Raw genomic sequence first — 26,867 nt, forward strand, 5'->3', positions numbered from 1 at the left:
CTCTTGATAATACCGGATATTACGCTGTTTCTTCTTCCCCTTCTTCTTTCTCTTCCCCTTTACGGTAGGCCAACGGACTGACGTGATAAATCTCTTTGAAGCACTTACTGAAATAGCGCGAAGAAGAGAAGCCGATTCGGTCGGAGATTTCCGTGATATTCAGTTCCGGATTGTTCCGGAGCATGACGGCTCCTTTCTTGAGACGTATACTTAGGATGAAGTCGTTCGGAGTCTGTCCGGTAACGGCTTTCAACTTGGTAAACAGATTAGTACGTGCCATACCCATTTCGCGGGCGAAAATGTTGACGTTGAAATCCGGGTTGTCCAAATGGCGTTCAATAATAGCCATAGCACGGTCCAGCATTTCCTTATCCATCGGGTTGGTAGCCAGCATTTGTGCGAAAGCCTGCGGTTGCTTGCTGAATTTCTCCTGTAACAGTCTGCGGGAATTAACCAAGTTGTTGCAACGGGAAATCAGCAGGTTCGTATTGAACGGCTTGGTGATATAGTCGTCCGCACCGATTTTCAGTCCCTCAATATTATGTTCTATCGCAGTACGGGCTGTCAACAGTACCACCGGAATATGGCAGGTATTAAAGTCTGTCTTGATTCGTTTGCAAAGTTCTGTTCCGGACATACGGGGCATGACGACATCACTTAATATAATGCTAGGCATCTCTTCCCTCACTTTTTCCAAAGCCTCTTCACCGTCGGATGCGGTTGTGACCTGATAGAATGTTTCGAAAATGCTGACTAGCATTTGCTTGATAGATTCATTGTCTTCCACAATCAACATCTTGGCATCCTCAATACGCTTGTTGCTCTCTTCTTCTTTCCATTCGGTATCGGGCAATACCTCAACCGAAGGAACGAACACGTCTGTTGGTTGCTGAATGGTGGATTCTACATCTTCCCTGACGATCTGCTCTTCCGTAAAGTGTTGGTTCCCAAGCTTGAGGGTGATGATGAAGCTGCTTCCCTTGCCGGGTTCACTTTCCACACGGATAGTGCCGTGATGCAGTTCTACGATTCCCTTTGTCAGCGCCAGACCAATGCCTGTTCCGGCTCCGGTGTTCAATGAGTTCAGATGTTCGGTCTGGTAGAAACGGTCGAATATCTTATCGATTTCGGCAGCAGCAATACCCGAACCGGTATCTTTTATTTCTATGATGGCATGGTCTTGCTCCTGCGACACCTTGATTGTTATCGTATCTTCTGCTTTGGTATGTTTCAGAGCATTGGATAGAAGGTTATTGATTACTTTCTGCATCTGTTTCTGGTCATACCATACTTCAATGTCATCTGTTTGCTTGATGAAGTTGAAGTTTATCTGCTTGCTGCTTGCATACTCTAAGAAGAGCAAATAATTCTCGTAGAGGAACTCCACCAAATTATGCTTGCTCGTCTTTATTTTCATGTGTCCCTGTTCCTGTTTACGGAAATCAAGTAATTCTGTAATCAGTTCCCGCAACTGTAGACTGTTCTTATAGATTCCTAATACCTTATTATATATATTAGGAGTAAATGTCTGTACTTGTAACAACGTTTCCACTTGTCCTACAATCAGGGTAAGCGGGGTACGGAACTCATGGGAGATATTGGTAAAGAAACGAAGTTTGGACTGGTTCAGTGCTTCCAGGTCTTCGATATGCTTCTTTTCGTATTTCAATGATTCCCGCAGCTTGATACGTGAATTGTAGTTCTGGATAAGGAACCAGAACAGGCTGATTGTAATGACTGTATAGATCAGATAAGCCCACCATGTCTCGTACCAGGAAGGAAGTACCAGAATCTGGAGCCGTGCCTCTTCGATGCCGTCCCGTTGCGATTTGATGATTAATGTATACTTGCCCGGATTCAGGTTGGTATATGTGATAAGCGTCTGTTGGCGGTATGTATGGTTCCACTCGTCGGAGAAACCTTCAAGGCGGTAGACTATCTCGTCTCTATTGGCGGGAATGAAATTGGATGTTGCATACTCCAGACTGAACATGGATTGATCTGATTTCAGACTGATTTTGGGAGTATGACAGATGGATTGTTTGAGAATTCCCGTCTCATCTCCGGGAAGTACTTCTTTACCGTTGACTAACAGGCGTGAAAGAATAATACTATATGATTTCGGTGTGAAATGCAACTTCTTCTCCCAGAAAGAGATCATTCCCTGAATACCTCCCAAAAATACTTCTCCATCGTGGGTTACGAATAGGGCATTCTCATTGACGGCTGTTAACGGGAATCCGTTTTCCGTACCATAATTGTAGAACTTCTTGTGCGGATAGTCGAACTGTGAGAATCCTTGATTGGTGATTAATAATAAACTTCCTTTTTGGATAGATGATTCGAATACTTCATAGATGCAATCGCTGGATAAACCATCTTTTTGTACATCGAAATTCTCGAAGTCATTGCTCTCTTCACGATAACGGTCAAGACCGCTTCCGGAAGTGGAGAACCACAGGTTGCCACTACTATCCAGCGTAATATTGTTGATGTTATTATTGCTGAGGCTATTCGGAGTAGCCGGATTATGTGAATAATTGGTCAGCTCCCCGCTATCAAAGCGATAAGAGTAAACTCCTTCTCCGGTGGCCGCAATCCATAAAGTACCATTTTTATCGAAGCAAAGGCTGGCCACCATGCCGATATTTCTTCCTTCTTTGGTCTCTTTAAAAAGTTGTCGGCAACTACCTGTGGACGGGCTGAAAAGGCAGACTCCGTTTTGTGTGGCGATGACCAGCTTGTCTTTGTAGGGTACGATATCGCGTACAATATCCGATGGCAGTGAAGCAGGATCTCCTGCTTTCATCCTATATATGGTAAAGCGATTGGTTCGCAAGTCGAGTTTATTTAATCCTCCCAGATGTGTACCAATCCACATGATGTCGTTGTTCCGGTCGTAATAGATCGCTTTTACGTTATTGTGCGAAATACTATTTTCCCCTTCTTCATGTCGATACCAACGGTAGGTATTGCTTTTCCGGTTGTAGACATTGACACCTCCCCCTTCGGTGCAAATCCACAGATTACCGTCTTTGTCTTCTGTCATTCTTCCTACAATCGGACTGCTTAAACCTTCTTTTTCTGTGTTTCCTACTTTGTAGCGAGTGTATATTTCGTACTCCGGGTTAAAGTAATTGACACCTCCGAAATAAGTTCCCAGCCAGATGGTTCCCTGACCGTCTTTTACAATACACCAGATAGAAGAGTGAGTGAGTCCGTCCGGTCTGCTGTCATCGGCTGTGTAAACCTGGAACTGACCGCTACTTTTGTCATAACGGTTCAAACCGTAGAATGTTCCTATCCATAAATTACCGGCATTGTCTTCACAACAGCTCCTGACAAAGTCGGAACATAGACTGTTCGGGTTTTGGGGGTCATGCCGAAGATTTTTGATGTTACCGTCTGTCGTTATGTGGTATAGTCCTTCCTCCCAACTACCTATCCATAACTCTTTAGAGGAGTCTTCATAGATACTTGTGATATTGCCTTTTGTGATAGGTTGGGATACTGTTTTGTTCTCCGACAGGCAGTAAACTCCGTTGCCGGTTGTCCCCATCCAGAGGTTCTTTTTATCGTCCAGATGCAGGCAGGATAAAGTGATATCCTTTCCCGCCAAATGATAATAAAGGTCGAAGTTGCCCGTACTTTCGTTATACACGAAAACTTCCTCTCTTTTACCTATATATAGTTTCTCATTATAGTAGATGGCGTCTACATTCCCTTGCAGTAGTGTTTTAAACCGCTGAGTAGTCAGGTCAAATTCTGCGATACCGTCGGTACAAAGCAGGTACACTTTCCCCTTCTTATTTCCGGTGATACGCAATACTGTGTTGCTGAACAGGCTGTTCGGATCATTTTTTTTGAGTTTAAAACTTTTGATATCGTTACCGTTATACCGGTTCAGTCCCTCGCGTGTGCCGATCCATATAATTCCTCTTTCGTCAATATACATGCTATTGACAGAGAACTGTGAAAGGCCGTCATCCGTGGTCAAATGACTGAAAGTGATGTTTTGACCTTGTGTATGGACTGCAGAGATGCTTAAAAACAGCAGAAATAAAAGGGTTACTTTTTTCACTAATTCGTTCTTTTAAGGTATTACTATTGGCAAATATATCGTTTTTATTTGATTTCTGTGAACCTTATTAGAAGAAAGTAACTATATTTGTATCATCCAAACGAAAGAAATATGAAAGTAAAGAAAATTAGTGCGGCTAACGTAGAGGCTTGTTCGCTTCCGAAATTGTTCGATGAAGAAAAGATTGATTTCCAACCCATTCAATGTGTTAATTGGGCTGAGTATCCCTACAAGCCTAAAGTAAATTTTCGCATAGCTCACACGCAGGACTCTATTTTGTTGCATTTTAAGGTAAAGGAAGAGAGTATACGTGCCAGATATGGAGAAGATAATGGTTCTGTATGGACCGACTCCTGTGTAGAATTCTTTTCTATACCGGCAGATGACGGGGTGTATTATAATATCGAATGTAATTGTATCGGAACGATTCTGATTGGTGCAGGTCCTGCACGCAATGGCCGTGAACATGCTCCGAAAGAAATAACCGCCCTTGTGCAACGCTGGTCCAGTTTGGGTAATGTGCCTTTTGAAGAGCAGGCTGACGAATCCGGTTGGGAAGTAGCCTTGATTATCCCTTATAAAGTGTTCTTCAAACATCAGATTGATTCCCTTGATGGAAAAGAGATAAAAGCTAACTTCTATAAATGTGGTGATGAGTTGCAGACTCCCCATTTCCTGTCATGGAATCCGATAGAAATAGAGAAACCGGATTTCCATCGTCCCGACTTTTTCGGAACACTGGAGTTTGAATAATTTCTCACCACAGAGGATGCAGAGGACACGGAAAAAGGAAGATAAAAGTACATAATCCGGATATAATAAAAGCAGATTCATGTAGATATTGCAATGATTAATACTTATGCAATCTACATGAATCTGCTTTTTGGTATCTTAGGTTTTACTATCTTTATTTTAAAACCTCTGTGTCCTCTGCGTCCTCTGTGGTGAGTATTATTTCACGATACCTCTTTCCGAGTTCTTCACGAAGTTTACGATATTCTCGATCTCCTCACTCATTGGCACTTGATCGATAATTTTCTGCACTGCATCCTGCACACTGAAGTTACCTTGGTAAATCAAGCGATATGCATTGGCAATGTGCCGGAGGATTCTTTCCGATGTATTGCGGTGTTGTGACAGAACCACGGCATTTACTCCGTGATATGCCACCGGATTTCCAGACATGATAACGTATGGAGGTACATCCTTGGATATGCGGCAACCACTCTGTACGAGCGTCCAGCTACCGATATGACAATATTGATGTAACGTTACATTACCACTTAGGATAACGCAATCGTCCAATGTACACTCTCCGGCAATGGTGCTACCAATACCAACTACACAGTTGTTGTTGATCTGTACGTCATGGCAAAGATGTACTTTATCCATCAGATAATTGCCATTTCCTATTTTAGTAGCATTGCCGGCAAATGTAGCACGGCTGATGACTACGTTCTCGCGAATATCATTGTTGTCACCGATAATCAGGCTGCTCTCTTCTCCCGTAAAGTGGAAATCTTGCGGTTCCGCTCCGAGAACGGCATTCTGATGTACCTTGTTCCCTTTTCCCATTTTAGTACCTTTCAGGATACTAGCGTAAGACATGATGATGCAATCATCTCCGATCTCTACATTCTTTTCAATGTAGGCAAAAGGCAGAACTGTTACATTCTTGCCTAATTTTGCTTCGGGGTCTACGTAAGCTAACGGACTAATCATAATAGTATTATATATTTAAAGTTATTCTTATCTTCCACCACCCAGTGCCTGATAGAGGCTTACTACAGCTTGCATCTGATCAAAGCAGTCGGACACCTGAGAGAGCTGTGCACTCAAATAGGATTGTTGTGCAGACAGTACTTCCAGATAGGTTGAGGTTCCTAAGTTAAACAATTCTTTTGTATCTTCCGAAGCTTTCTGGGCAGATTCTACCTGCATTTTTCTGGATTCTACCTTTTCGCTGGTCTTTTGGTATAGACTTAACGCATTGCTAACCTCACTACCGGCATTCAATAAGGCCTGTTGGAAAGATAATTTAGCCTGTTCCTCCTGCGCTTTGGCAGCTTTCAAGCGAGCGATGTTCTGTCCCCGATAGAACAAAGGCTGTGTCAGTGAACCAACAACGGAAGCCAATAATTTACCGGGATTAACGATCCCTGCTCCTGAATTGTTTGTCCATCCTGCCGAACCGCTGAGTGTGATTTGCGGATAGAAAGCGGCACGTGCGGAGTTGGTGTCATAGTAGCAACTTGCCAGTGACATTTCGGCTGCTTTTACATCCGGACGGTTGGATAACAATTGAATAGGTATGCCTGCAGAAAGCTCGGTCGGAAGTACTTGTGCTTCCAATACGCCACGCTTGATGGCATGAGGAGCTTCTCCTAAAAAAGTAGACAGGGCGTTCTCCGTTTCACGGATACTTTGTTCGATATCAGGAATGGTAGCAAGTACTTGTGCATAAGCAGCTTTACTTTGTTCAACACCGGCTGAATTGATGTTGTACATTGCTGCATCTTTCATCGCTTCCATTGTTTCGGCATTGCGCTTCAGAATTTCGGCCGTCTCTTTAGTTATTTCCAGTTGGCGGTCAAGCATTAACAACGTGTAGTACATATTGGCTACATTTGAGATTACTTGAGTTTGTACAGCCTGACGGTATGCCTTAACCTGTTTCAAAGTAACTTGTGCATTCCGTTTTGAGTTCAGTAACTGACCGAACAAATCGACTTGCCAACTGGCTATAACCGGTAATGAATAAGTTTTTGTAGCTGCATTCTTGTCAAAGCTGCTGATTGTTCCTTGCGGAGACAATCCCAAAGATGGGGCATAAGCCAGACGTGCAGACATCAGGGAGGCTTGTGCGGCTTTCACATTCTGCGCAGCAGACAAGAGGTCAGTATTTTGGTTCAGTCCCGCTTCGATGAGAGACTGTAGTTGCGGGTCGGTGAAGACTTCTCTCCACGGCAGATTACCGAAGTTGGTCGTATCCGAAACCAGTGTATCGTTATCCGCTACCGGATCGCGATACAGGCCGGAAGTTGTGATATCTTCGGGTCTGTCATACGACTTATAGATGTGGCAGCTGCTCAGGAGAGCAGTTGCACACAACATATATAGAATCTGTTTCTTCATATCGAATTTCATTATTTAGCGTATTGTTCAATCTCTGTTACAGCATCTGTATTGTCAATATCTTCCCATTCCATCGGTTTAACTTTCTCTTGCAGATACTGGAAGATAACGAATAAAACAGGAACGATAAAGATCTGGCAGATCATACCGATTAACATACCTCCGATAGAAGCAGTACCCAGTGTACGGTTACCGTGAGCACCTACACCGAAAGCAAACATCAACGGAAGCAAACCGACTACCATAGCCAAGGATGTCATCAAAATCGGGCGGAGACGGGCACCGGCACCCAATACGGCTGCCCAAGTGATACTCATACCCATTTTACGACGGTCGAGGGCAAACTCTACAATCAAGATGGCATTCTTTGCCAACAGACCCATCAACATGATCAATGCAATCTGCATATAGATATTGTTGGACATCGTACCGAGAATCATCTTCAACGCTGAGATATTACCGAGTGCACTTACACCGTTGACAAACAGGAAGCTACCTAACAGACCGAACGGAACGGATAGCAATACGGCTAATGGAAGTATGTAACTTTCGTACTGCGCACTCAATAATAAGTAAACGAATACGAAACAGAGCACAAATATCAGCCCGGTAGCACTTCCGCTACTCTGAGCCTCTTCACGTGCCATACCTCCTAATTCATAGGTATAACCGGTAGGCAGGTTTTCTTGAGCAACCTCTGCAAGAGCAGCCAGTGCCTGACCGGAGGTATAACCACTGGCAGGAGCTACCATCACCTTCATGGAAGTATAAAGGTTGAAGCGGCTGATAATATCCGGACCATATACCTTCTCTACAGAGATGAACTGGGCGATCGGAGCCATTTCACCTGCACTGTTGCGTACCTTGATATTCTTCAGAGATTCCAGATTCTTACGTGACAATGGATCAGACTGAATCATTACACGATACATCTTACCGAAACGGTTGAAGTTAGATGCATACAGACCTCCATAATATCCTTGCATAGTTGTAAGGATATCGCTCGGACTGATACCAGCTTTCTTACAAGCCGCCGCATCGATGTCGATCATATATTGCGGGAAGTTCGGGTTAAAAGATGTTTTTGCCGAGTTGATTTCCGGACGTGCTTCCAAGGCTGCCGTGTAATCATTTACTACATCAAAGAACTTGTTCAAATCACCACCGGTCTTATCCTGCATATTCACCTCGATATCTGTAGATGCCGAATATCCCGGGATCATAGGAGGAGCGAAGAACAATACCTGTGCTTCTTTGATAATCTTCTGTGCGCGCATATATAAGGAGCCGACTACAACGTCCGAGTTCTGTATCATAGAACGTTCATCCCAGTCCTTTAGCTTGATAATGAAAGAACCGTAAGAAGGTCCCTGACCACCGATGAAGCTAAATCCGGAAATCATGGTTCGTGATAATACAGCAGGGTCAGAAGCGATCAGACTGTCTACGCGTGCTAAGATTTTCTCAGAACGGTCTTGTGATGTACCCGGCGGCAATGTTACTGCTCCCATCAAGGTTCCGGTATCTTCGTTCGGTACCATACCTGTCGGAGTGGTGTTCATGAAGAATATAAGCAGTACGATAGAGGCGGTAACTAATCCCATAGACAGCCATTTCTTCTGAATAAAGAACAATACACGTTTTTTGTAACGTTTCAGGATAGACTCGTATGTATCGTTGAATCTGTTCTTGAACTTCTTTGTACTCATTCCGATCAGTGCCAGGATACTAAGAAGTACAAAGATTGCGGTAACCACCGGATTGAAACTGAAGAAACCGAAAATCATACCGAGAATAGCAATAATCGTGAAGGTAAGTGTGATTCCCGGATGTAGCATTTTTCCGATAGCTTCGGTGTATCTGTTGATCATGGTTGTATGAGCCGCCGTATAAGCTACTTTCATACGTTCCTTCAATGTCGAATCTTCCGTTCCATCTTCCTTCTTATGCGGTTTTAGAAGAATAGCACACAAAGCCGGACTCAATGTCAAAGCGTTCAATGCAGACAAACCGATAGCGATAGCCATAGTCATACCGAATTGGCGATAGAATGTTCCTGCCGTACCTCCCATGAAACTTACCGGGACGAACACGGCCATCATGACTAACGTAATAGATACGATAGCACCACCCAGTTCATTCATAGCGTCGATAGAAGCCAGACGGGCAGAAGTATAACCCTGGTCGAGCTTGGCATGCACACCCTCCACGACCACAATGGCATCGTCGACCACAATCGCAATGGCTAGGACGAGCGCACATAATGTCAGCAAGTTCAAACTGAATCCTACCAAAGACAGAATGAAGAAAGTACCGATAAGAGCTACCGGAATGGCAATGGTTGGAATCAACGTAGAACGTAAATCCTGCAAGAAGATATATACCACAATAAACACCAGGATAAATGCCTCGATCAATGTCTTCAACACCTCGTGAATAGAAGCGAACAAGAAGTCATTGGCATTCATGGAAATGTTAAGCTTCAATCCGGTAGGCAAGGTTTTTGATGCTTCATCCAGCAGTTGCTCAATATCACTGATGGTCTGTGTTGCATTGGTTCCTGCCATCTGGTATACGATACAGGTTACTGACTTGTGGCCGTCTACACGGTTTGTAAAGTTATAACCCAAACGATCCAATTGAATTTCTGCTATATCTTTCAAGCGGAGTACCTCACCGTCAGGCAGAGATTTGATAACGATGTTTTCAAATTCTTCCGGTTGTTGCAGACGTCCTTTGTAGCGGATGGTATATTGGAATGTCTGATTACTGCGTTCACCGAACTGTCCTGGAGCAGCTTCGACATTCTGTTCTGCCAAGGCTGCAGATACATCACCGGGAACAAGTTTGTACTGTGCCATGACGTCCGGTCGTAACCAGATACGCATAGAATAGTCCTGACCCAAAACGTTGGCGTCACCCACACCCGGTACACGTTGTACTTGAGGAATCAAGTTGATCTTAGCATAGTTTTCAATAAACGATTCGCTATATGTATCTGTCTCGTCATAGAGAGAGAATACTACCAGCATGGAAGTCTGGCGTTTTTGAGTGGTTACACCGACTTTGGTTACTTCGGCCGGCAACAGACCTTGTGCCATAGAAACACGGTTTTGTACATTGACGGCGGCCATATCCGGGTCTGTTCCTTGTTTGAAATATATGGATATCTCACCGGAACCCGTATTGGATGCAGTTGATGTCATATACATCATGTTTTCTACACCATTGATCTGTTCCTCCAACGGAGCGATGACGGAGTTCAATACGGTTGATGCGCTGGCACCCGTATAAGTGGCCCTTACCGACACGGTAGGGGGAGCAATGTCCGGATATTGGGTGATAGGCAATGTTGCCAATCCGATAGCACCCAGAATGACTATCAAAATAGAAATAACTGTTGATAGTACCGGACGGTTAATAAAATTATCTAACTTCATACGATTATCTAAGTTATTAATTGAAAGCAGTAGCTAAATTACCATCGTGCTGGTCTTTCAAATGCTGTTGATAGTTTGCTTCTTTTTGAGCAGGTGTGATTGGTTGTATGGTTTCACCATCTTTCAGATTCTGCACGCCTTCGATGACGATTTTATCTCCGGAGTTCAAACCGGAAGTAACGAGATATTCTTTTCCGTTGTCCAGATTGAAGATGGTGATTTCTGTATATTTCACCGTGTTATCCGGCTGCAGGACATAAACGAATTTCTTATCCTGGATTTCTACTGTTGCTGATTGCGGTATAGTAATTACATTCTCCATTGTGTAAGGAATCAGTACGTTTGCTGTTCCACCACTACGTAGGATGTGTTCTTTGTTCGGGAAGAGGGCACGCATACTTACAGAACCGGTTGATTGGTCGATTACTCCTGTGATTGCGTCCACTTTACCTTCGATGCTGTACTCTGTACCATCAATCAACTGAAGCCTGATAGACGGTATTTTTTCGATTTCTTCTTTGATGGTACCGCCTGTTTTAGTCATCGCCAACAATTCTTTTTCTGTCATGGAGAAATATACATATACTTCTTCTATCTCAGAAACTGTAGTCATCGGAGTAGCGATAGAAGGGCTCACCAGTGCTCCTAAACGATAGGGGATATCATTGATTACACCATCGGAAGGACTCTTCACTTGTGTGAAAGAGAGGTTTTGTCTGGCTGTGATAAGCTGTGCTTTCGCTTGTGCCAATTGTGCCTGAGACTGTGCCAATGTGTTTTCTGCCATTGACAGATCGTAGTCACTGATAATTTGCTTTTTGTTCAGCTCACGTTTGTTATCCACTGTTATCTGTTGGGTACGCACTGCCGCTTCTGCTGTTGCGACTGCTGCTTCAGCCGTACGTACTGCTGCTTCATATTGTGTCGGATCAACGATGAATAGAACTTGACCTTTGCGTACAGTTGCTCCTTCGTCTACACATAGTTTCGTGATGAAGCCTGATACCTGTGGACGGATTTCTACGTCTTGTTTACCTTTGATTGTCGCCGGATAGGCAGTCGTTAAATTAGCAGTGGTCTTTTGTAACTCTTGTACTGCATATTCTGGGACTTGTCCCGTTCCGTTGCCCTTATTGCCACAACTAGACAAAAGGGCTACGCAAAATGCAAATAAAACAATTCTACTTTTCATACTTAATAATTATCTGTTTTTAATGTAATGCGTTTGTTACCGGTGTGTCATCATTCATGTCGATAAGTGATTTAAAGGCCAAAAAAGCCGGAAACTAATTATTAATAATCAGTTTCCGGCTGCAAAAGTACAGTAATTTCGCTATTCTTGTTCTTTGATACCGTGTTTTTTAACTATGTTTTTTACTTTAGTTTATGAGATACGGGAGACATTATGAAACTGAACTCATAATCTTGATATGGAAGACGATATTTTTCTAATGGTATAGCTCCCCAACTATTGACGCATGCTAGTCCCGTTTGTGCCTTGTCAATACAGAAGTTTGTAAAGTTTGCTTTTTCCACTTCGGGGGAATGGCGCTGGTCTTTGCCTTCACCGTCATCCAATGATTCAATGGTATAGTTCAGTGCGGAAGCAGAGAACGGAGCTTCGGAAACAAACTGCAAACCGTTTCCGCTGATATTCAAGAGTCTCCACCAACGGATGTCCGTCTTCGTTCCGGTTTCCTGTGGGCGGATATACGGATAGAATTGTTCCTCTACCGTTTGACGGTATTTGCCAAGTTTGGCTGCATTGTTGCGGTCGGCATAATTCTCTATCGGTCCGCGTCCGTAATACTCTATTTCGTTAAAGTTGGCAGGCATACGCATCTGCATGCCGAAACGGAACATTTCAGACACTTTCTTGCTCTTGTCTGCTACCATCTTTTGGGTAACTTTCATTGCTCCTTTGTTGTTGACGATATAAGTCAGGAATAATTTTCCTCCTATCGACTTCATGTCATATTCTGCACGAATCACGGCCTGATCATTCTCAATAGCATGTTTCAGGGAAGTAAGCTTCAATGTCGGATTCTTCCAGACTGCATATTTGCGTTGCAAGCCTGCTCCGAAATCATTATCGGTCGGTGCACGCCAGAAGTTGGGAGTCAATTCGCTACCGTCTTCCATCATTTGCATTCCGTTCACATCGTAGCGGCAGAGATAGCCGTTGTGTCTGTTGAAATCCATAGAGAAGTTTTCGCCTTTGACGGTCAGGTAATTTTGGTCGTTATCCAGAATACCGGGTACGGTGATTGCCTGATTGGAAGCCTGTCGGTTTTCCTGCTTGAGCTCCGGAGCTTTATAGTCACGAATGCTCAGTTGCTCGTATGCGATGGTTGTTCCTGCGGGTAACAATGTTTCGGCTGTTTTCAGTTTATAGTTGACATTGAGCAGTAACTCTTTACACGGACAGATGTTTTTTGTGTCAAACGGAATCTGCACTTTGACGGTTTGCTGGGGTGCCACTTTCAGATCCGGCACAATGCCTGTTTGCACAACTTCCCCGTCTGCCAGCAATTGCCATTCTAGATAATATGAAGACAGGTCACGGAAGAAATTCTCATTGAAAATATTGATTTCACCTTTGGCGAGATCGGCAGGAGTTGTCCATATATCCTGATAGAAATAAGCCACTTCGTAAGCATGTGGATTCGGTATGCGATCCGGGCTGATTAAACCGTTATTGTTAAAGTTATTGTCCGAAGCGTCATATTTGTTGAAGTCACCTCCATAACCGTAGATGGCCACTCCGTCTTTATTTTTCCAATGGCAAGACTGGTCTACGAAGTCCCAGATGAAGCCGCCTTGATATTTCGGATATTTGCGGATGATGTCCCAATATTCCTTGAATCCTCCTTGCGAATTTCCCATCGCATGTGCGTATTCACACTGGATCAGAGGTTTTTGGATATCTCCTTCACAATATTTGATACAGTCCTGATAACCATAGTACATCGGGCAGAAAATATCTGTAAATTCACTGGTACGTGCCTGCTCATATTGTACGGCACGGGTCTTGTCCTCATTTTTAATCCATGTATAACATTTTTCGAAATTAGGTCCCATACCGGCCTCATTGCCTAATGACCAGAAAATGATGGACGGATGGTTGTAGCTACGTTGTACATTGCGTTGGTTGCGTTCCAAATGTGCTTTGGCATAGATCGGGTTCTTGGCCAATGTCTTGTCACCATATCCCATTCCGTGAGACTCTACATTCGCTTCAGCTACCACGTAGATGCCATATTGGTCGCAGAGGTCATACCAACGGTTGTCGTCCGGATAGTGACAGGTACGTACGGCATTGATATTAAGCTCTTTCATTACTTTGATGTCCTGCAACATGCGCTCGATAGAAACTACATATCCGCCGTCCGGATCCATTTCGTGACGGTTGGCTCCCTTGAAGAGTACCGGTTGTCCGTTGACGAGTATCTGTCCGCCTTTCAGTTCAATTTTGCGGAAACCTACTTTAACGGGGATTACTTCTATTGTATTGTTACCGTTTTTCAATGTAGCGGTCAGTGTATAAAGATTAGGTGTTTCAGCCGTCCATTTAGCAGGATTGGAAATGTTCAAAGTGGTGTTTAACTTACCTGAACCTTTTAAATCAGCAGTAGCCACACTGTTGCCTAGAGCATCTGTCAGGTCTAAGGCAACTGTACCGCTTCCTTTCAGGTCAACAGCGATATTCAGCGTACCGTCTTTGTACTGGCTGTCCAGATCAGGAGTAACACGAATATCCTGAATGTATTTCTTGTCGCGTGCGTAGAGATAGCAGTCGCGTCCTACACCGGAGTAGCGGAAGAAGTCCTGATCTTCCAGGTAACTGCCGTCACACCAGCGGAATACTTGGAAAGCAATCACATTCTTACCTGGTTTCAGATAGTTGGTCAGATTGAATTCAGCTTCCAGTTTGCTGTCCTCGCTATATCCTACGTAGCGTCCGTTCACCCAAAGATACATATTGGAAGTTACCGAACCGAAATGGGCGAAAATCTCTTTTCCTTTCCAGTTGGCAGGAACGATGATTTCTTTCCGGTAAGAACCTACGTGATTGTTTTCTGTCGGAACGTACGGTGGGTTGTTCTTGAACTGGTTTCTCCATGCATATCCTACATTTACGTAGATAGGGTCGCCGTAGCCGTTCAATTCCCATACACCGGGAACCTGAAGGTCATCCCAGCCCTTGTCGTTGAAATTAGTCTGATAAAAGTCTGTCGGACGTGCTTCCGCGTGTCTCACCCAGTTGAATTTCCAAAGACCGTTTAAAGTCATAAAATTCGCTGAGTTTTCTTTGATGCCGGCTTTAGCTTCATCAGCCGATGCGTAAGCAAAATAATTAGTGTGCATGGCAGAGCGGTTTACGGAATTCACTTCCGGGTCTTTCCACTCGTTGAAGCTTTGTGCTTGAATTGCCGTCAGTCCCAATGCCGCCAGACAGCAAGATAGTAGTTGTTTCTTCATGGGTTTTTTGTATTAGGTTTGAATTTCGGGAGCCAAAGATAAGGATTATTTTATTCAATGAAGGGCAAAAAATCATTCAATTAGGGATGGTTTTTAATAAATTGACTGTATTATAAACTTTTTACCTGACGAAACGCCATCATTCCCGGGAATCATACCGAACATGGATACTTCTTCGTATAAACCACCTGTTTCCCCGCCCCGTAGCGCATCAACACCCCTTGTTCGATAAAAGCATTCAGTTCATTGAGCGCCCGCTGCTTGTCATGTCCTGTCAACCGACAATAATCGGCACGCGTAAGACAGGGATATTTCCCAAGATGGTCATTGACTATAGTCAGACATTCCTCTTCACTGTGTCCTTTTCCATGCGGACGGGTGAAAGACTCCCCGCGTTCCAATCTCATTTGCCAGCCCACTTCCTTTTTGAATTGAGCGCTTGGGCGGAAATTGATATTCTTCAGTTTGATAGATTGTGCACGTACCTCTTCTTTCTTCATGATGGGAGGGCCTTGCAGAGAAACGGAAAAGTAACCGATATCCCCCAGTTCCACATTCCATCCGTTAGCGAGTAAATCTCTTAACTCGTTTTGGAAAGACTGCATGGCACCTGACAATAAACTGCGGCTTATTCCGGTGAATTTGTGTACGCGATCCAGAAATTCGTTCTGGTCGACGGTTCCATTGATAACTACACGGGGGTGAAGTGGTTGTTGTTCGCCTGTCTGTTGAATATCAGGAGTTTCGTAAAGGTCGTAACGTATGCTCATTTGCGTAATTATATTATGTAGGCATATTTAATATCCGTTTGCCTGTTCGGATGTGTTTCGTTTGCTGTTTTTATTTCGTTTGACTATAGTTTCCTTTGCGTATGACTATAGTTATGCGTAAGGATAACTATAGTCTACTTTACGCATAACTATAGTTATATGAAATAATATCAGCTAACAAAGGTAGTAAGATTAGTGAGAAAAAGAAATAAAAACAGCATAGATAATGATTTCTACAGGAATCCATCGCTTCGTTTTTTAATAAATTAGCTAGAAGTATGGTATTTATTGGTAAAGAACACTTATTTTTGCACCATGTTACAGTTTGAGAATCAAAAGATAAAACAAATAGTACGCAAGGTACTTCCGGTAGTAACACTGGTAGTGATGCTATATTCCTGTGCCAGTATCGGACGACCGGACGGTGGTCCTATTGACGAGACGCCACCCCGTTTTGTAGGTAGCACTCCTGCTGCAGGTGCTTTAAATAATAAGAGGACTAAAGTCTCTCTGGTGTTTGACGAATTTATAAAACTGGAAAAGGCGACTGAAAAGGTGGTTGTTTCCCCTCCTCAGATACAGCAGCCTGAAATAAAGGCTTCCGGCAAGAGGATACAAGTGAATCTGCTTGACTCTTTGAAGCCTAATACTACTTATACAATCGACTTTTCGGATGCTATCGTCGACAATAATGAAGGTAATCCGTTGGGTAATTTCGCTTTTACCTTTTCTACGGGTACGGAAATCGATACGATGGAAGTTGCAGGAACTCTGCTTGATGCTTCTAATTTGGAACCGATTAAAGGTATGCTTGTCGGGTTACATTCCAATTTGAACGATTCGGCTTTCAACAAATTACCTTTCGAACGTGTGGCACGTACAGACAGTCGTGGGCGTTTTTCTATTCGTGGTGTGGCTCCCGGCAAATACCGTATTTACGGATTGATGGATGCAGACCAGAACTTTACTTTTAATCAGAAGAGTGAAATGATTGCTTTTCATGATTCTCTGATTATTCCCCGTATGGAAGAACGTACCCGTATGGACACAGCTTGGGTGGATTCTCTGACGTATGATACGATTGTTGAAAAGAAATATATGCATTATTTGCCGGATGATGTAATTCTCCGTGCTTTTAAGGAATTTAATTATTCACAGTATCTGATTAAGTCCGAACGGCTTATCCCACACAAGTTTACGTTCTATTTTGCCGGTAAGGCGGACACCTTGCCTGTGATGAAAGGGTTGAACTTCGATGAAAAGGATGCTTTTGTTATCGAGAAGAATCAACGGAACGATACGATTCATTATTGGGTGAAAGATTCTCTGCTCTTCAAGCAGGATACCCTTGCTATGAGTCTTACTTATCTTTATACAGATACGTTGAATCAATTGGTGTCTCGTACGGATACTTTGAATTTGGTGTCGAAGCAGAAATATAAGAAAGAAGAACCGGAAAAGCCCAAAAAGAAAAAGAAGAAAAAGAAAGATGAGGAAGAAGAACCGGAACCTACAAAGTTCTTACCTGTAAAAGTCAATGTCTCTTCATCAATGGATGTGTATGGGTACATTTCTTTGGATTTTGAAGAGCCGATAGCCAGCTTTGATAGTGCGGCAATTCATTTGCGGCAGAAAGTCGATACGCTTTGGAAGGATATACCGTTCGAGTTTGAGCAGGATTCGATAAATCTGAAAAAGTTCAATTTTTATTATGATTGGGAGCCGACTCTGGAGTACGAGTTTTCGGTAGATTCGACTGCTTTTCATGGTATATACGGATTGTTTACTGATAAAATAAAACAAGAGTTCAAGGTTCGCAGCGAAGATGAGTATTTCACACTTCATTTCAATGTTAGTGGAGCGGATTCGTTGGCTTTTGTAGAATTACTTGATGCCCAAGATAAAGTCGTTCGTAAACGGAGAGTAGAGGAGGATGGAATGGTTGATTTCTATTTCTTGAATCCTGGAAAGTATGCTGCTCGGTTGATTAATGATAGGAATGGAAATGGCGAGTGGGATACGGGAGACTTTGAAAAGGGCATACAACCGGAAGAAGTTTTCTATTACCCTACTATCTTGGAATATAAAGCATTGTGGGATGTAACGCAACCATGGGATATTCATGCGACTCCTGTTGATAAGCAGAAACCGGATGAACTTAAAAAACAAAAACCAGATGAAGATAAGAAGAAAAAAGAACGAAATAATCAGAACCGGCGTCGTTAACGTCCGACGCAAACTCATTATTGGATTAGTGGCATTAATGACGGGCGCTTTTGCCCTTTCTGCAAGTGCCCAATGTGAGGCGAAAAATGATGCGTTTCAGACCGGCGAACATGTAATGTATGATTTGTATTTTAACTGGAAATTTGTTTGGGTGAAAGCCGGGCTTGCCAGTTTGACAACAAATGCGACAACTTATCATTCGGAACCTGCGTTCCGGATCAATCTGCTTGCTCTAGGCAGTAAACGGGCGGACTTCTTTTTCAAGATGCGTGACACGCTGACTTGTGTGATTGGAGAGAAGTTGGAACCTCGTTATTTTCGCAAAGGTGCTGAAGAAGGGAAACGGTATACGGTAGATGAGGCTTGGTTCTCTTATAAGGATGGTCTTTGTTTTGTCAATCAGAAGCGCACATATCGGGATGGAAATTTTGATGAGGCAGTTGCAAGTGATAGCCGTTGTATATATGATATGTTGAGTATTCTGGCACAGGCGCGTTCTTACGATCCTGCGGATTATAAGATAGGGGATAAAATCAAGTTTCCGATGGCTACCGGAAGAAAGGTAGAAGAACAGACGCTTATTTATCGTGGAAAGGAGAATGTAAAGGCGGAGAATGGAACAACCTATCGCTGTCTGATCTTCTCATTAGTGGAATATGATAAGAAAGGTAAGGAGAAAGAGGTGATTACCTTTTTTATAACAGATGACCTGAATCATCTTCCCGTACGTCTGGATTTGTATTTGAACTTCGGTTCTGCCAAAGCATTCCTAAACGACGTTAGAGGTAACCGTCATCCGCTGACTTCTATTGTAAAATGAGATAGGTGGGGAAATAATAACTCTCAAAGGGATTTTATTTTTCTTTTTCTATCTCAAAAGGAACTTTTTGCTCTTTTCGGAACACGCTGGATTCGAAGGTCGCAATTAAGTCTCCATTTTGATTGGTGATATCTACTTGATAGCAACCTGTACTCCGACCGATGTAACGTTCGTGTGCTTCAGCATAAAGAGTATCTCCCGGACCGCTTGCACGAACGAAAGTAATGGTAGATGAAAGAGAGAAAGCGAGTGTGCCGTGTGAATTGGCGGCTGCGGCAAGTGCCAGATCTGCCAAAGTAAAGATAGCTCCTCCTTGTGTGCGTGCTCCCGCATTCAGATGTTCCGGTTTGATATCTAATTTGGCTTTGCTGTATCCTTTTCGCACTTCCAGTAGTACTATACCTGCCTTTGTGGCGAATATGTCATTCTTGAAAAACTCTTGTGGTGTCATAATTTGTTTTTTTTTAATTTGATATGTATATTTCTTTTGCAAATGTACCAAATTTGTCCTTCATTTGGATTATTTAGGTCGGTCAATTCTATTTAAATGCACTACTTTTGCCATCAAGAAAATTAATCACTTAACAAATAACCCGTGTATTATGAAAACAATTCTTAGCGCATTAGGACTTTCCCTTTTGGTTTTTACGAGTTGCGGTGGACAAAAAAAAGCTGAAGTAGACTTTATTCAGGACAACATTGACAACGCGGTAGCACAAAACACTATTCAAACAGATATTATCGAGAAATCCGGTAAGATTCTGAATCCGAGAACAATTAACAAAGATGGTAGTATTTCTTATATCCCTATTGATGACTGGTGTTCCGGTTTCTTCCCCGGTAGTATGTGGTTGACTTATAATTTGACCGGAGACAAAAAATGGTTACCATTGGCTGAAAAATATACAGAAGCATTAGACTCTGTGAAACATTTGAAATGGCATCATGATGTAGGTTTCATGATTGGTTGTAGTTATCTGAACGGATATCGCCTGGCAGATAAGAAAGAATATAAAGATGTAGTGGTGGAGGCCGCCAAATCCTTATCTACCCGTTTCCGTCCCGGAGCAGGTGTGATCCAGTCATGGGATGCTGATAGAGGTTGGCAAGGAACGCGTGGATGGAAGTGTCCGGTGATTATAGACAATATGATGAATCTTGAACTGCTGTTTGAGGCAACAGCCTTTTCCGGAGATTCCACTTTCTATGATATCGCTGTGAAACACGCCGATACGACGATGGCACACCATTTCCGTCCGGATAACAGTTGCTATCATGTAGTAGACTATGACCCGGAGACCGGTGAAGTACGCAAGAGACAGACAGCACAGGGATATGCGGACGAATCATCGTGGGCTCGCGGACAAGCTTGGGCTCTCTATGGATATACTACTTGCTACCGTTATACGAAAGACGAAAAGTACCTCGACCAAGCACAAAAAGTATATAATTTCATCTTTAACAATAAGAATATGCCGGAAGATCTCGTTCCTTATTGGGATTACGATGCTCCGAATATTCCGAACGAACCTCGTGATGCCTCCGCTGCTGCATGTACAGCTTCTGCACTCTACGAATTGGATGGTTATCGACCGGGCAATCATTATAAAGAAATTGCTGATAAGATCATGGAAAGTTTGGGCTCTCCTGCTTATCGTGCCGAAGTGGGTACAAACGGGAACTTCATCCTGATGCACTCGGTAGGTAGTATTCCTCACGGTCAGGAAATAGATGTTCCCCTGAACTATGCCGACTATTATTTCTTGGAAGCATTGATGCGTAAAAGAGATTTGGAGAAATGAATATGAATAAACCTATCAACCTTCTGGTCGGCGGCTTGACGCTGTTTGCCGCACAGGGATGCAAAGCTCCGAAACAGGTAGCAGAGCAAGTCGAACATCCGAATATTATCTATGTATTCCCTGATCAATACCGTAACCAAGCATTGGGAATTTGGAGTCAGAACGGGTTTCAGGATAAGGTAAACTTTAAGGGTGATCCCGTGCATACTCCCAATCTGGATGCCTTTGCACGTGAATCAATAGTATTGACTTCGGCACAAAGTAACTGTCCGTTAAGTAGTCCGCATCGTGGAATGCTGCTGACAGGTATGTATCCGAACCGTAGCGGTATACCTTTGAATTGTAATTCTACACGGCCTATCAGTTCATTGCGTGAAGATGCGGAATGTATTGGTGACGTATTCAGCAAAGCTGGTTATGATTGTGCGTATTTCGGCAAGCTCCATGCTGACTTCCCGACTCCGAACGATCCCGAACATCCGGGACAATATGTAGAGACTAAGCGTCCGGTATGGGACGCCTATACACCGAAAGACCGTCGTCATGGTTTTAATTACTGGTATTCTTATGGAACTTTCGATGAACATAAGAATCCGCATTATTGGGATACGGACGGTAAAAGACATGATCCGAAGGAGTGGTCGCCTTTGCATGAATCAGGCAAGGTCGTTTCTTATCTGAGAAATGAAGGGAATGTACGCGATACAAAGAAACCGTTCTTCATTATGGTAGGAATGAATCCGCCTCACAGTCCGTATCGTTCTTTGGATGATTGCGAGGAAGAGGATTTCAACCTTTACCGTAGCCAACCGTTGGATAGCCTGCTGGTTCGTCCGAACGTGGATCTGAAAATGAAGAAGGCAGAGTCTGTCCGTTATTATTTTGCGTCTGTGACGGGAGTAGACCGTGCTTTCGGCCAGATCTTGGAGACTTTGAAAGACTTGGGATTGGATAAGAATACGGTTGTTATCTTTGCTTCCGATCATGGCGAGACCATGTGTAGCCAACGTACGGAAGATCCGAAGAATTCTCCTTACTCGGAATCTATGAATATACCTTTTTTGGTACGTTTCCCCGGTAAAATTCAGCCGAGAGTGGATGATCTGCTGTTATCGTCACCGGATATTATGCCTACTGTTCTTGGACTGTGCGGATTGGGGGATTCAATCCCTGCCGAAGTACAAGGCCGTAATTTCGCTCCTCTTTTCTTTGATGAGAAAGCGGAGATCGTACGTCCCACCGGTGCACTCTATATTCAGAATTTGGATGGCGAAAAAGATGAGAACGGATTGGTACAAACCTACTTCCCTTCTTCAAGAGGTATTAAAACTGCGCAGTATACACTAGCTTTATATATCGACCGTAATACGAAACAGTTGAAAAAGAGCCTTTTGTTTGATGATGTAAAAGACCCTTATCAATTGCACAATTTGTCTTTGGAAGAAAATAAGGAAGTGGTGGAGCAACTCTATCGTGAAATGGGAGCCATGCTGAAAGAAATAAATGATCCTTGGTACACAGAGAAAATTTTGTCGGATCGGATTCCTTATTAAATGACTAGTAATTATAAAACGCAGATTAACACAGATTATCGCAGAGATTGAACCCTTAAGTTTACGATAATTTGCGTTAATCTGCGTTTAAGTTAAGAATAGCAATGAAAAATATAACTCTGATATTATTCTTCCTTTTCGGAGGAATTTCTTCTGCTTTTGCTCAACTTATCGGTTTCGAAGACGGAGTTCCCGAAACGTTTAAAGTTTCAGGGAAGGGAGATGCCAAGGTTTCTTCTCTTTTCTACAAAGAAGGGGAGAATAGCCTGGAATGGGATTTTCACCCCGGTTCTACATTGGATGTCCAAATCAATCCGTTGTCTCTGAATGCGAAAAAAGAACAGCAGTTTGGTATTACGTTGTGGATTTATAATGAGAAACCGCAGCAGGATTCTATTCGTTTTGAGTTCCTGAATAAAGCGGGTGAGGTCTCCTATTGGTTTTCGTATCACTTGAAAGCAGCCGGTTGGCGTGCTTGCTGGATTTCTTTCGCATATATGCAAGGTAATAAGAAGGATAAGAATATTGTTGGGTATCGGCTTGTTGCTCCCGGACGGAAAGGACGTGTCTTTCTTGACCGTTTGATTTTCCCGGAGAAGAAAATGAACCTGAGGACGACTCCCGATCAACAGTTACCGGCTAATAACGGTTTGTCCAATCGTGACCTTTGGCACTGGTGCCTTGTGTGGAAATGGGAACAGCAGTCGTATGATATCCCGTTAACAACTAAGTTGACCGATAAGCGAAAGAAAGAATTGAAAACGATAGAACAGCGTTTAACGGATTTTCTGGAAGTGAAAAAAGCTCCGCAAGGGCAGATTAATGCAGCTTATAAGACATTTGAAAAAGCAGCTATCACACCTTCTGCTGCCGGAACGGGATTTGTGGGAACTCCTATTGTCGCTCCCGACGAGCAGAATAAGAAGAAAGGGGAAATGTCATGGAATGATATTGAGACCATGCTTGCAGGTTTTGCATACGATTATCTCTGTAATCAGAACGAGGCTTCAAAGAAGAATTACTTTACGGTATTCGATTATGCTATTGACCAGGGATTTGCCTTTGGTAGCGGTATGGGAACCAATCATCATTATGGTTATCAGATTCGTAAGATATATACGACTGCCTGGCTGATGCGTGATGCGATTTATAAACATCCTCATCGGGATGCTTATCTCTCTACATTGCGTTTCTGGGCTGCTTTGCAGGAAACCCGCCAGCCATGTTCGCCCACTCGGGACGAACTATTAGACTCCTGGCATACACTGCTGATGGCGAAATTCGTTTCGGCCATGATGTTCCCGGATGCAAGAGAACAGGAACAGGCGTTGAGCGGCTTGTCCCGTTGGCTGTCTTCTTCGTTACGCTATACCTCCGGAACAATTGGCGGTATAAAAGTGGATGGGACTACTTTCCATCACGGAGGTTTTTATCCCGGCTATACCACCGGAGTATTGGCAACAGTAGGAGAATTCATCGCTTTCACGAATGGAACGAGTTTCGAGTTGACGGAAGAAGCCCGCCAGCATATAAAGTCTGCTTTTATCGCCATGCGTAATTATTGTAATCTTTATGAATGGGGAATCGGTATCAGTGGACGTCATCCTTTCGGTGGAAAGATGGGTAGTGATGATATTGAAGCGTTTGCTAATATTGCTCTGTCTGGTGACTTGTCCGGTCAAGGGAATGCGTTCGACCGTAATTTGGCTGCTGATTATTTGCGCTTGGTACATGGCAAAGATACTCCGAATGCACGTTTCTTTAAGAAAGAGGGTGTCAAGGCAGCTCAAGCTCCACAAGGATTCTTTGTTTACAACTATGGTTCAGCGGGAATATTCCGTCGTGCGGATTGGATGGTGACATTGAAAGGATATACAACTGATGTCTGGGGAGCCGAGATTTATGCGAAAGATAATCGCTACGGGCGTTATCAGAGTTATGGCTCTGTGCAGATTATGGGTAAAGGGAATCCTGTTTCCCGTGCCGGAAGTGGTTTTGTGCAGGAAGGATGGGACTGGAATCGTTTACCGGGTACGACTACCATTCATTTACCCTTTGAGTTGCTTGATAGTCCGTTGAAGGGAACTACTATGGCGCGTTCCAAAGAGAACTTCTCCGGAAGTACTTCTTTGGACGGTAAAAACGGAATGTTCGCTATGAAGTTGATGGAACGTGATTATGAGAACTTTACGCCCGACTTTGTAGCCCGTAAGTCTGTTTTCTGTTTCGATAACAGAATGGTTTGCCTGGGAACGGGTATCACGAACAGTAATACTGAGTACCCAACGGAAACTACCCTTTTTCAGACGAAATATAATGGTAAAGACAGTAAGGTGGGAGATGATGGCTATTGGCTGCATGATGGTTATGATAATTATTATCATGTAGTAGACGGAGCAGTCCGTTCGCAAGTGGCGGAACAGGAATCGCGCCATGAGAAGACCCGAACGGTGACGAAAGGAAAATTCTCTTCTGCCTGGATAGCACATGGCAAGGCTCCGAAAGATGGAACATACGAATATATGATTCTTATACAACCTTCTTCTTCCGATTTGGAGGAACTTCGTAAGACCCTGCCATATAAAGTCTTGCAACGTGATCAAACAGCTCACGTTGTTTATGATAAGGGAACGGGTATTACGGGTTATGCTGCTTTTGAAACCTATCAATCTGCAAATGACAAAGTGGTTGCTTCCATTCCGGCCGAAACGATGGTGATGGTTGCACAAGAGTCGGACAAGAGTATTCGCCTGAGCGTATGTGATCCTAACTTAAACATAGAAGAGAAAACATATACAACGAAAGAGCCTAGCCGCCCCATTCGTAAAGAGATATGCCTTAAGGGGCGTTGGACGCTAAAGAGTCCGATGGAAAATGTAACATTGCGGCAACAGGGAGAAAATACCGTATTGACAGTGATTTGCCAACATGGGCAACCTGTTGAGATGCTCATGGAAAATAAGTGATTAGTGAATATTAAGAAAGGGTATTAGTTGCTTTAGTTTCTATGAAAGAAGAGAAGACCGGTTCGTGGTGGACCGGTCTTCTGTATTTTTTATTTATTCAATCTCCATTCGAAACCATCTTTGGTATCTTTGATTTCGAACCCGAGTGCTGTCAGCGTGTTGCGAATCTCGTCGGATGTCGCCCAGTCTTTATTGGCTTTTGCTTTCATACGTTGTTCCAGCAGCATATCTACTACTTTCCCGTATGCCGCCTCACGGCCATCGGAAGAACCTTTCTCCTCTTTCAATCCCATAATGTCAAAACTGAACAGATGGAAAGTCTCTTTCAGATCTTTCAAGTCTTCGGCAGAGATTGTGGCATTGCCGGCAATGATATTATTTATGATACGGGCACCTTCGAAAAGTTGTGCGATGACGATAGGAGTGTTCAAATCGTCATTCATTGCTTCGTAGCATTTGGCACGTAGTTCTTTAACGTTGATTCCTTCTGAAGTAGTGGCGGCTGGAGTTATTTTCTCCAATGCGTCGATGGCTTCCATCAGGCGTTGTAATCCTTTTTCAGATGCTTGCAATGCTTCGTTGCTGAAGTCCACCGTACTGCGGTAGTGCGCTTGCAGAATAAAGAAACGGATAGTCATGGGCGTATAGGCTTGCGCCAACAACTTATGGGTACCGTTGAAAAACTCATCCAACGTGATAAAGTTGCCGAGTGATTTGCCCATCTTTGTTCCGTTGATGGTAATCATGTTATTGTGCATCCAATAGTGAACCATATCGTCCCCCTGAGAAGCGACCGACTGTGCAATTTCACATTCGTGGTGAGGGAAAACCAAATCCATTCCTCCTCCGTGAATATCGAAGTGTTCGCCCAAATATTTGCGTCCCATAGCGGTACATTCGGCATGCCATCCGGGAAAACCGTCACTCCACGGAGACGGCCAGCGCATGATATGCTCGGGTTGCGCTTTCTTCCAAAGGGCAAAGTCGGCGGGATTGCGCTTTTCACTTTGTCCGTCCAGTTCACGGGTCGTATTCAGTACATCGTCCAGATTGCGGCCGGAAAGCCTTCCGTAATGGTGGTCTTTGTTGTACTTGGCTACATCGAAATATACGGAACCTTCGCTTTCATAAGCGTAACCGGCATCGAGAATCTTCTGTACCAGTTCGATTTGTTCGATGATATGCCCTGAAGCGTGCGGCTCGATACTTGGCGAAAGTACGTTGAGCGCTTCCATTGCTTTGTGGTAGCGGTTCAGATAATACTGTACAACTTCCATTGGCTCCAGCTCTTCCAAACGCGCTTTCTTTTCGATCTTGTCCTCACCGTCGTCGGCATCATGCTCCAAATGACCTACGTCGGTAATATTGCGTACATAACGTACTTTGTATCCTAGATGAGTGAGATATCGGAAAAGAACGTCGAATGTAATAGAGGGTCGCGCGTGTCCGAGATGGGCATCACCGTAGACCGTCGGCCCGCATACGTACATTCCTACATGAGGAGCGTGAAGCGGTACGAACAACTCTTTCTTTCTATTTAAAGTGTTGTAAATTGTAAGTTGATGTTCCATAACCTTTTATATTTGTTTTAT

The 26,867-nt window shown here is 43.5% G+C and carries 15 protein-coding genes; 6 read left to right on the forward strand and 9 right to left on the reverse strand.

The genetic code is table 11. From position 1 onward, the window contains the following. Positions 1-19 precede the first annotated feature (19 nt). Positions 20-4,081 (reverse strand): two-component regulator propeller domain-containing protein, encoded by a 4,062-nt coding sequence (locus H8S63_RS13400; protein WP_186927078.1) that lies wholly within the window; start codon positions 4,079-4,081, stop codon positions 20-22. A gap of 111 nt (positions 4,082-4,192) precedes the next feature. Here H8S63_RS13400 and H8S63_RS13405 point away from each other — a divergent pair, with 111 nt between their 5' ends. Further along, positions 4,193-4,834 (forward strand): carbohydrate-binding family 9-like protein, encoded by a 642-nt coding sequence (locus H8S63_RS13405; protein ID WP_007749764.1) that lies wholly within the window; start codon positions 4,193-4,195, stop codon positions 4,832-4,834. Between the two features lie 198 nt (positions 4,835-5,032). Here H8S63_RS13405 and lpxA read toward each other — a convergent pair whose 3' ends face one another. The 6 genes from lpxA to H8S63_RS13435 all read right to left on the reverse strand — a co-directional run bounded on the left by lpxA (position 5,033) and on the right by H8S63_RS13435 (position 15,908). Continuing rightward, the gene (gene lpxA, locus H8S63_RS13410) at positions 5,033-5,803 is read right to left on the reverse strand and encodes an acyl-ACP--UDP-N-acetylglucosamine O-acyltransferase (RefSeq protein WP_007756305.1); all 771 of its coding nucleotides are present in this window, start codon (positions 5,801-5,803) and stop codon (positions 5,033-5,035) included. 27 nt (positions 5,804-5,830) lie between these two features. Beyond that, positions 5,831-7,216 (reverse strand): TolC family protein, encoded by a 1,386-nt coding sequence (locus H8S63_RS13415; protein ID WP_186927079.1) that lies wholly within the window; start codon positions 7,214-7,216, stop codon positions 5,831-5,833. Positions 7,217-7,227: 11 nt separating this feature from the next. Continuing rightward, positions 7,228-10,656, reverse strand: a complete 3,429-nt coding sequence (locus tag H8S63_RS13420; protein ID WP_186927080.1) for an efflux RND transporter permease subunit — start codon at positions 10,654-10,656, stop codon at positions 7,228-7,230. Positions 10,657-10,672: 16 nt separating this feature from the next. Continuing rightward, positions 10,673-11,848 (reverse strand): efflux RND transporter periplasmic adaptor subunit, encoded by a 1,176-nt coding sequence (locus H8S63_RS13425; RefSeq protein WP_007756311.1) that lies wholly within the window; start codon positions 11,846-11,848, stop codon positions 10,673-10,675. Between the two features lie 182 nt (positions 11,849-12,030). Beyond that, the gene (locus tag H8S63_RS13430; RefSeq protein ID WP_186927081.1) at positions 12,031-15,138 is read right to left on the reverse strand and encodes a glycoside hydrolase family 2 TIM barrel-domain containing protein; all 3,108 of its coding nucleotides are present in this window, start codon (positions 15,136-15,138) and stop codon (positions 12,031-12,033) included. Positions 15,139-15,290: 152 nt separating this feature from the next. Next, on the reverse strand, positions 15,291-15,908 hold the full coding sequence (locus tag H8S63_RS13435; protein ID WP_007756315.1) for a DsbA family protein: 618 nt from the start codon (positions 15,906-15,908) through the stop codon (positions 15,291-15,293). Between the two features lie 315 nt (positions 15,909-16,223). Between H8S63_RS13435 and H8S63_RS13440 the strand changes: the two genes are divergently transcribed. Beyond that, positions 16,224-18,134, forward strand: a complete 1,911-nt coding sequence (locus H8S63_RS13440) for an Ig-like domain-containing protein (RefSeq protein ID WP_186927082.1) — start codon at positions 16,224-16,226, stop codon at positions 18,132-18,134. Then, positions 18,085-18,954, forward strand: a complete 870-nt coding sequence (locus H8S63_RS13445) for a DUF3108 domain-containing protein (RefSeq protein ID WP_186927083.1) — start codon at positions 18,085-18,087, stop codon at positions 18,952-18,954. The genes H8S63_RS13440 and H8S63_RS13445 overlap by 50 nt, the downstream gene beginning before the upstream one ends. Before the next feature lie 34 nt (positions 18,955-18,988). Here H8S63_RS13445 and H8S63_RS13450 read toward each other — a convergent pair whose 3' ends face one another. Further along, positions 18,989-19,405 (reverse strand): PaaI family thioesterase, encoded by a 417-nt coding sequence (locus H8S63_RS13450; protein WP_007756322.1) that lies wholly within the window; start codon positions 19,403-19,405, stop codon positions 18,989-18,991. Positions 19,406-19,556: 151 nt separating this feature from the next. Between H8S63_RS13450 and H8S63_RS13455 the strand changes: the two genes are divergently transcribed. From H8S63_RS13455 to H8S63_RS13465, 3 genes are all read left to right on the forward strand, one after another. Next, positions 19,557-20,756 (forward strand): glycoside hydrolase family 88 protein, encoded by a 1,200-nt coding sequence (locus H8S63_RS13455; protein ID WP_007756326.1) that lies wholly within the window; start codon positions 19,557-19,559, stop codon positions 20,754-20,756. 2 nt (positions 20,757-20,758) lie between these two features. Continuing rightward, complete coding sequence (locus tag H8S63_RS13460; RefSeq protein WP_186927105.1) at positions 20,759-22,309, forward strand: sulfatase; 1,551 nt, start codon at positions 20,759-20,761, stop codon at positions 22,307-22,309. A gap of 104 nt (positions 22,310-22,413) precedes the next feature. Next, complete coding sequence (locus H8S63_RS13465; RefSeq protein ID WP_186927084.1) at positions 22,414-25,275, forward strand: chondroitinase family polysaccharide lyase; 2,862 nt, start codon at positions 22,414-22,416, stop codon at positions 25,273-25,275. Positions 25,276-25,364: 89 nt separating this feature from the next. Here H8S63_RS13465 and cysS read toward each other — a convergent pair whose 3' ends face one another. After that, entirely contained in the window at positions 25,365-26,846 is a 1,482-nt protein-coding gene (cysS, locus tag H8S63_RS13470; protein ID WP_007756334.1) for a cysteine--tRNA ligase, read from the reverse strand. Between the last annotated feature and the right edge of the window lie 21 nt (positions 26,847-26,867).

It is taken from the genome of Bacteroides sp. NSJ-39, assembly GCF_014287315.1.
Lineage (GTDB): Bacteria > Bacteroidota > Bacteroidia > Bacteroidales > Bacteroidaceae > Bacteroides > Bacteroides finegoldii.

Excerpts from the sequence above, each read along its gene's own strand:
- H8S63_RS13405 (WP_007749764.1), top strand. The coding sequence starts at position 4,193 with ATGAAAGTAAAGAAAATTAGTGCGGCTAACGTAGAGGCTTGTTCGCTT.
- lpxA (WP_007756305.1), bottom strand. The coding sequence starts at position 5,803 with ATGATTAGTCCGTTAGCTTACGTAGACCCCGAAGCAAAATTAGGCAAG.
- H8S63_RS13415 (WP_186927079.1), bottom strand. The coding sequence starts at position 7,216 with ATGAAGAAACAGATTCTATATATGTTGTGTGCAACTGCTCTCCTGAGC.
- H8S63_RS13420 (WP_186927080.1), bottom strand. The coding sequence starts at position 10,656 with ATGAAGTTAGATAATTTTATTAACCGTCCGGTACTATCAACAGTTATT.
- H8S63_RS13425 (WP_007756311.1), bottom strand. The coding sequence starts at position 11,848 with ATGAAAAGTAGAATTGTTTTATTTGCATTTTGCGTAGCCCTTTTGTCT.
- H8S63_RS13430 (WP_186927081.1), bottom strand. The coding sequence starts at position 15,138 with ATGAAGAAACAACTACTATCTTGCTGTCTGGCGGCATTGGGACTGACG.
- H8S63_RS13435 (WP_007756315.1), bottom strand. The coding sequence starts at position 15,908 with ATGAGCATACGTTACGACCTTTACGAAACTCCTGATATTCAACAGACA.
- H8S63_RS13440 (WP_186927082.1), top strand. The coding sequence starts at position 16,224 with ATGTTACAGTTTGAGAATCAAAAGATAAAACAAATAGTACGCAAGGTA.
- H8S63_RS13445 (WP_186927083.1), top strand. The coding sequence starts at position 18,085 with ATGAAGATAAGAAGAAAAAAGAACGAAATAATCAGAACCGGCGTCGTT.
- H8S63_RS13450 (WP_007756322.1), bottom strand. The coding sequence starts at position 19,405 with ATGACACCACAAGAGTTTTTCAAGAATGACATATTCGCCACAAAGGCA.
- H8S63_RS13455 (WP_007756326.1), top strand. The coding sequence starts at position 19,557 with ATGAAAACAATTCTTAGCGCATTAGGACTTTCCCTTTTGGTTTTTACG.
- H8S63_RS13460 (WP_186927105.1), top strand. The coding sequence starts at position 20,759 with ATGAATAAACCTATCAACCTTCTGGTCGGCGGCTTGACGCTGTTTGCC.
- H8S63_RS13465 (WP_186927084.1), top strand. The coding sequence starts at position 22,414 with ATGAAAAATATAACTCTGATATTATTCTTCCTTTTCGGAGGAATTTCT.
- cysS (WP_007756334.1), bottom strand. The coding sequence starts at position 26,846 with ATGGAACATCAACTTACAATTTACAACACTTTAAATAGAAAGAAAGAG.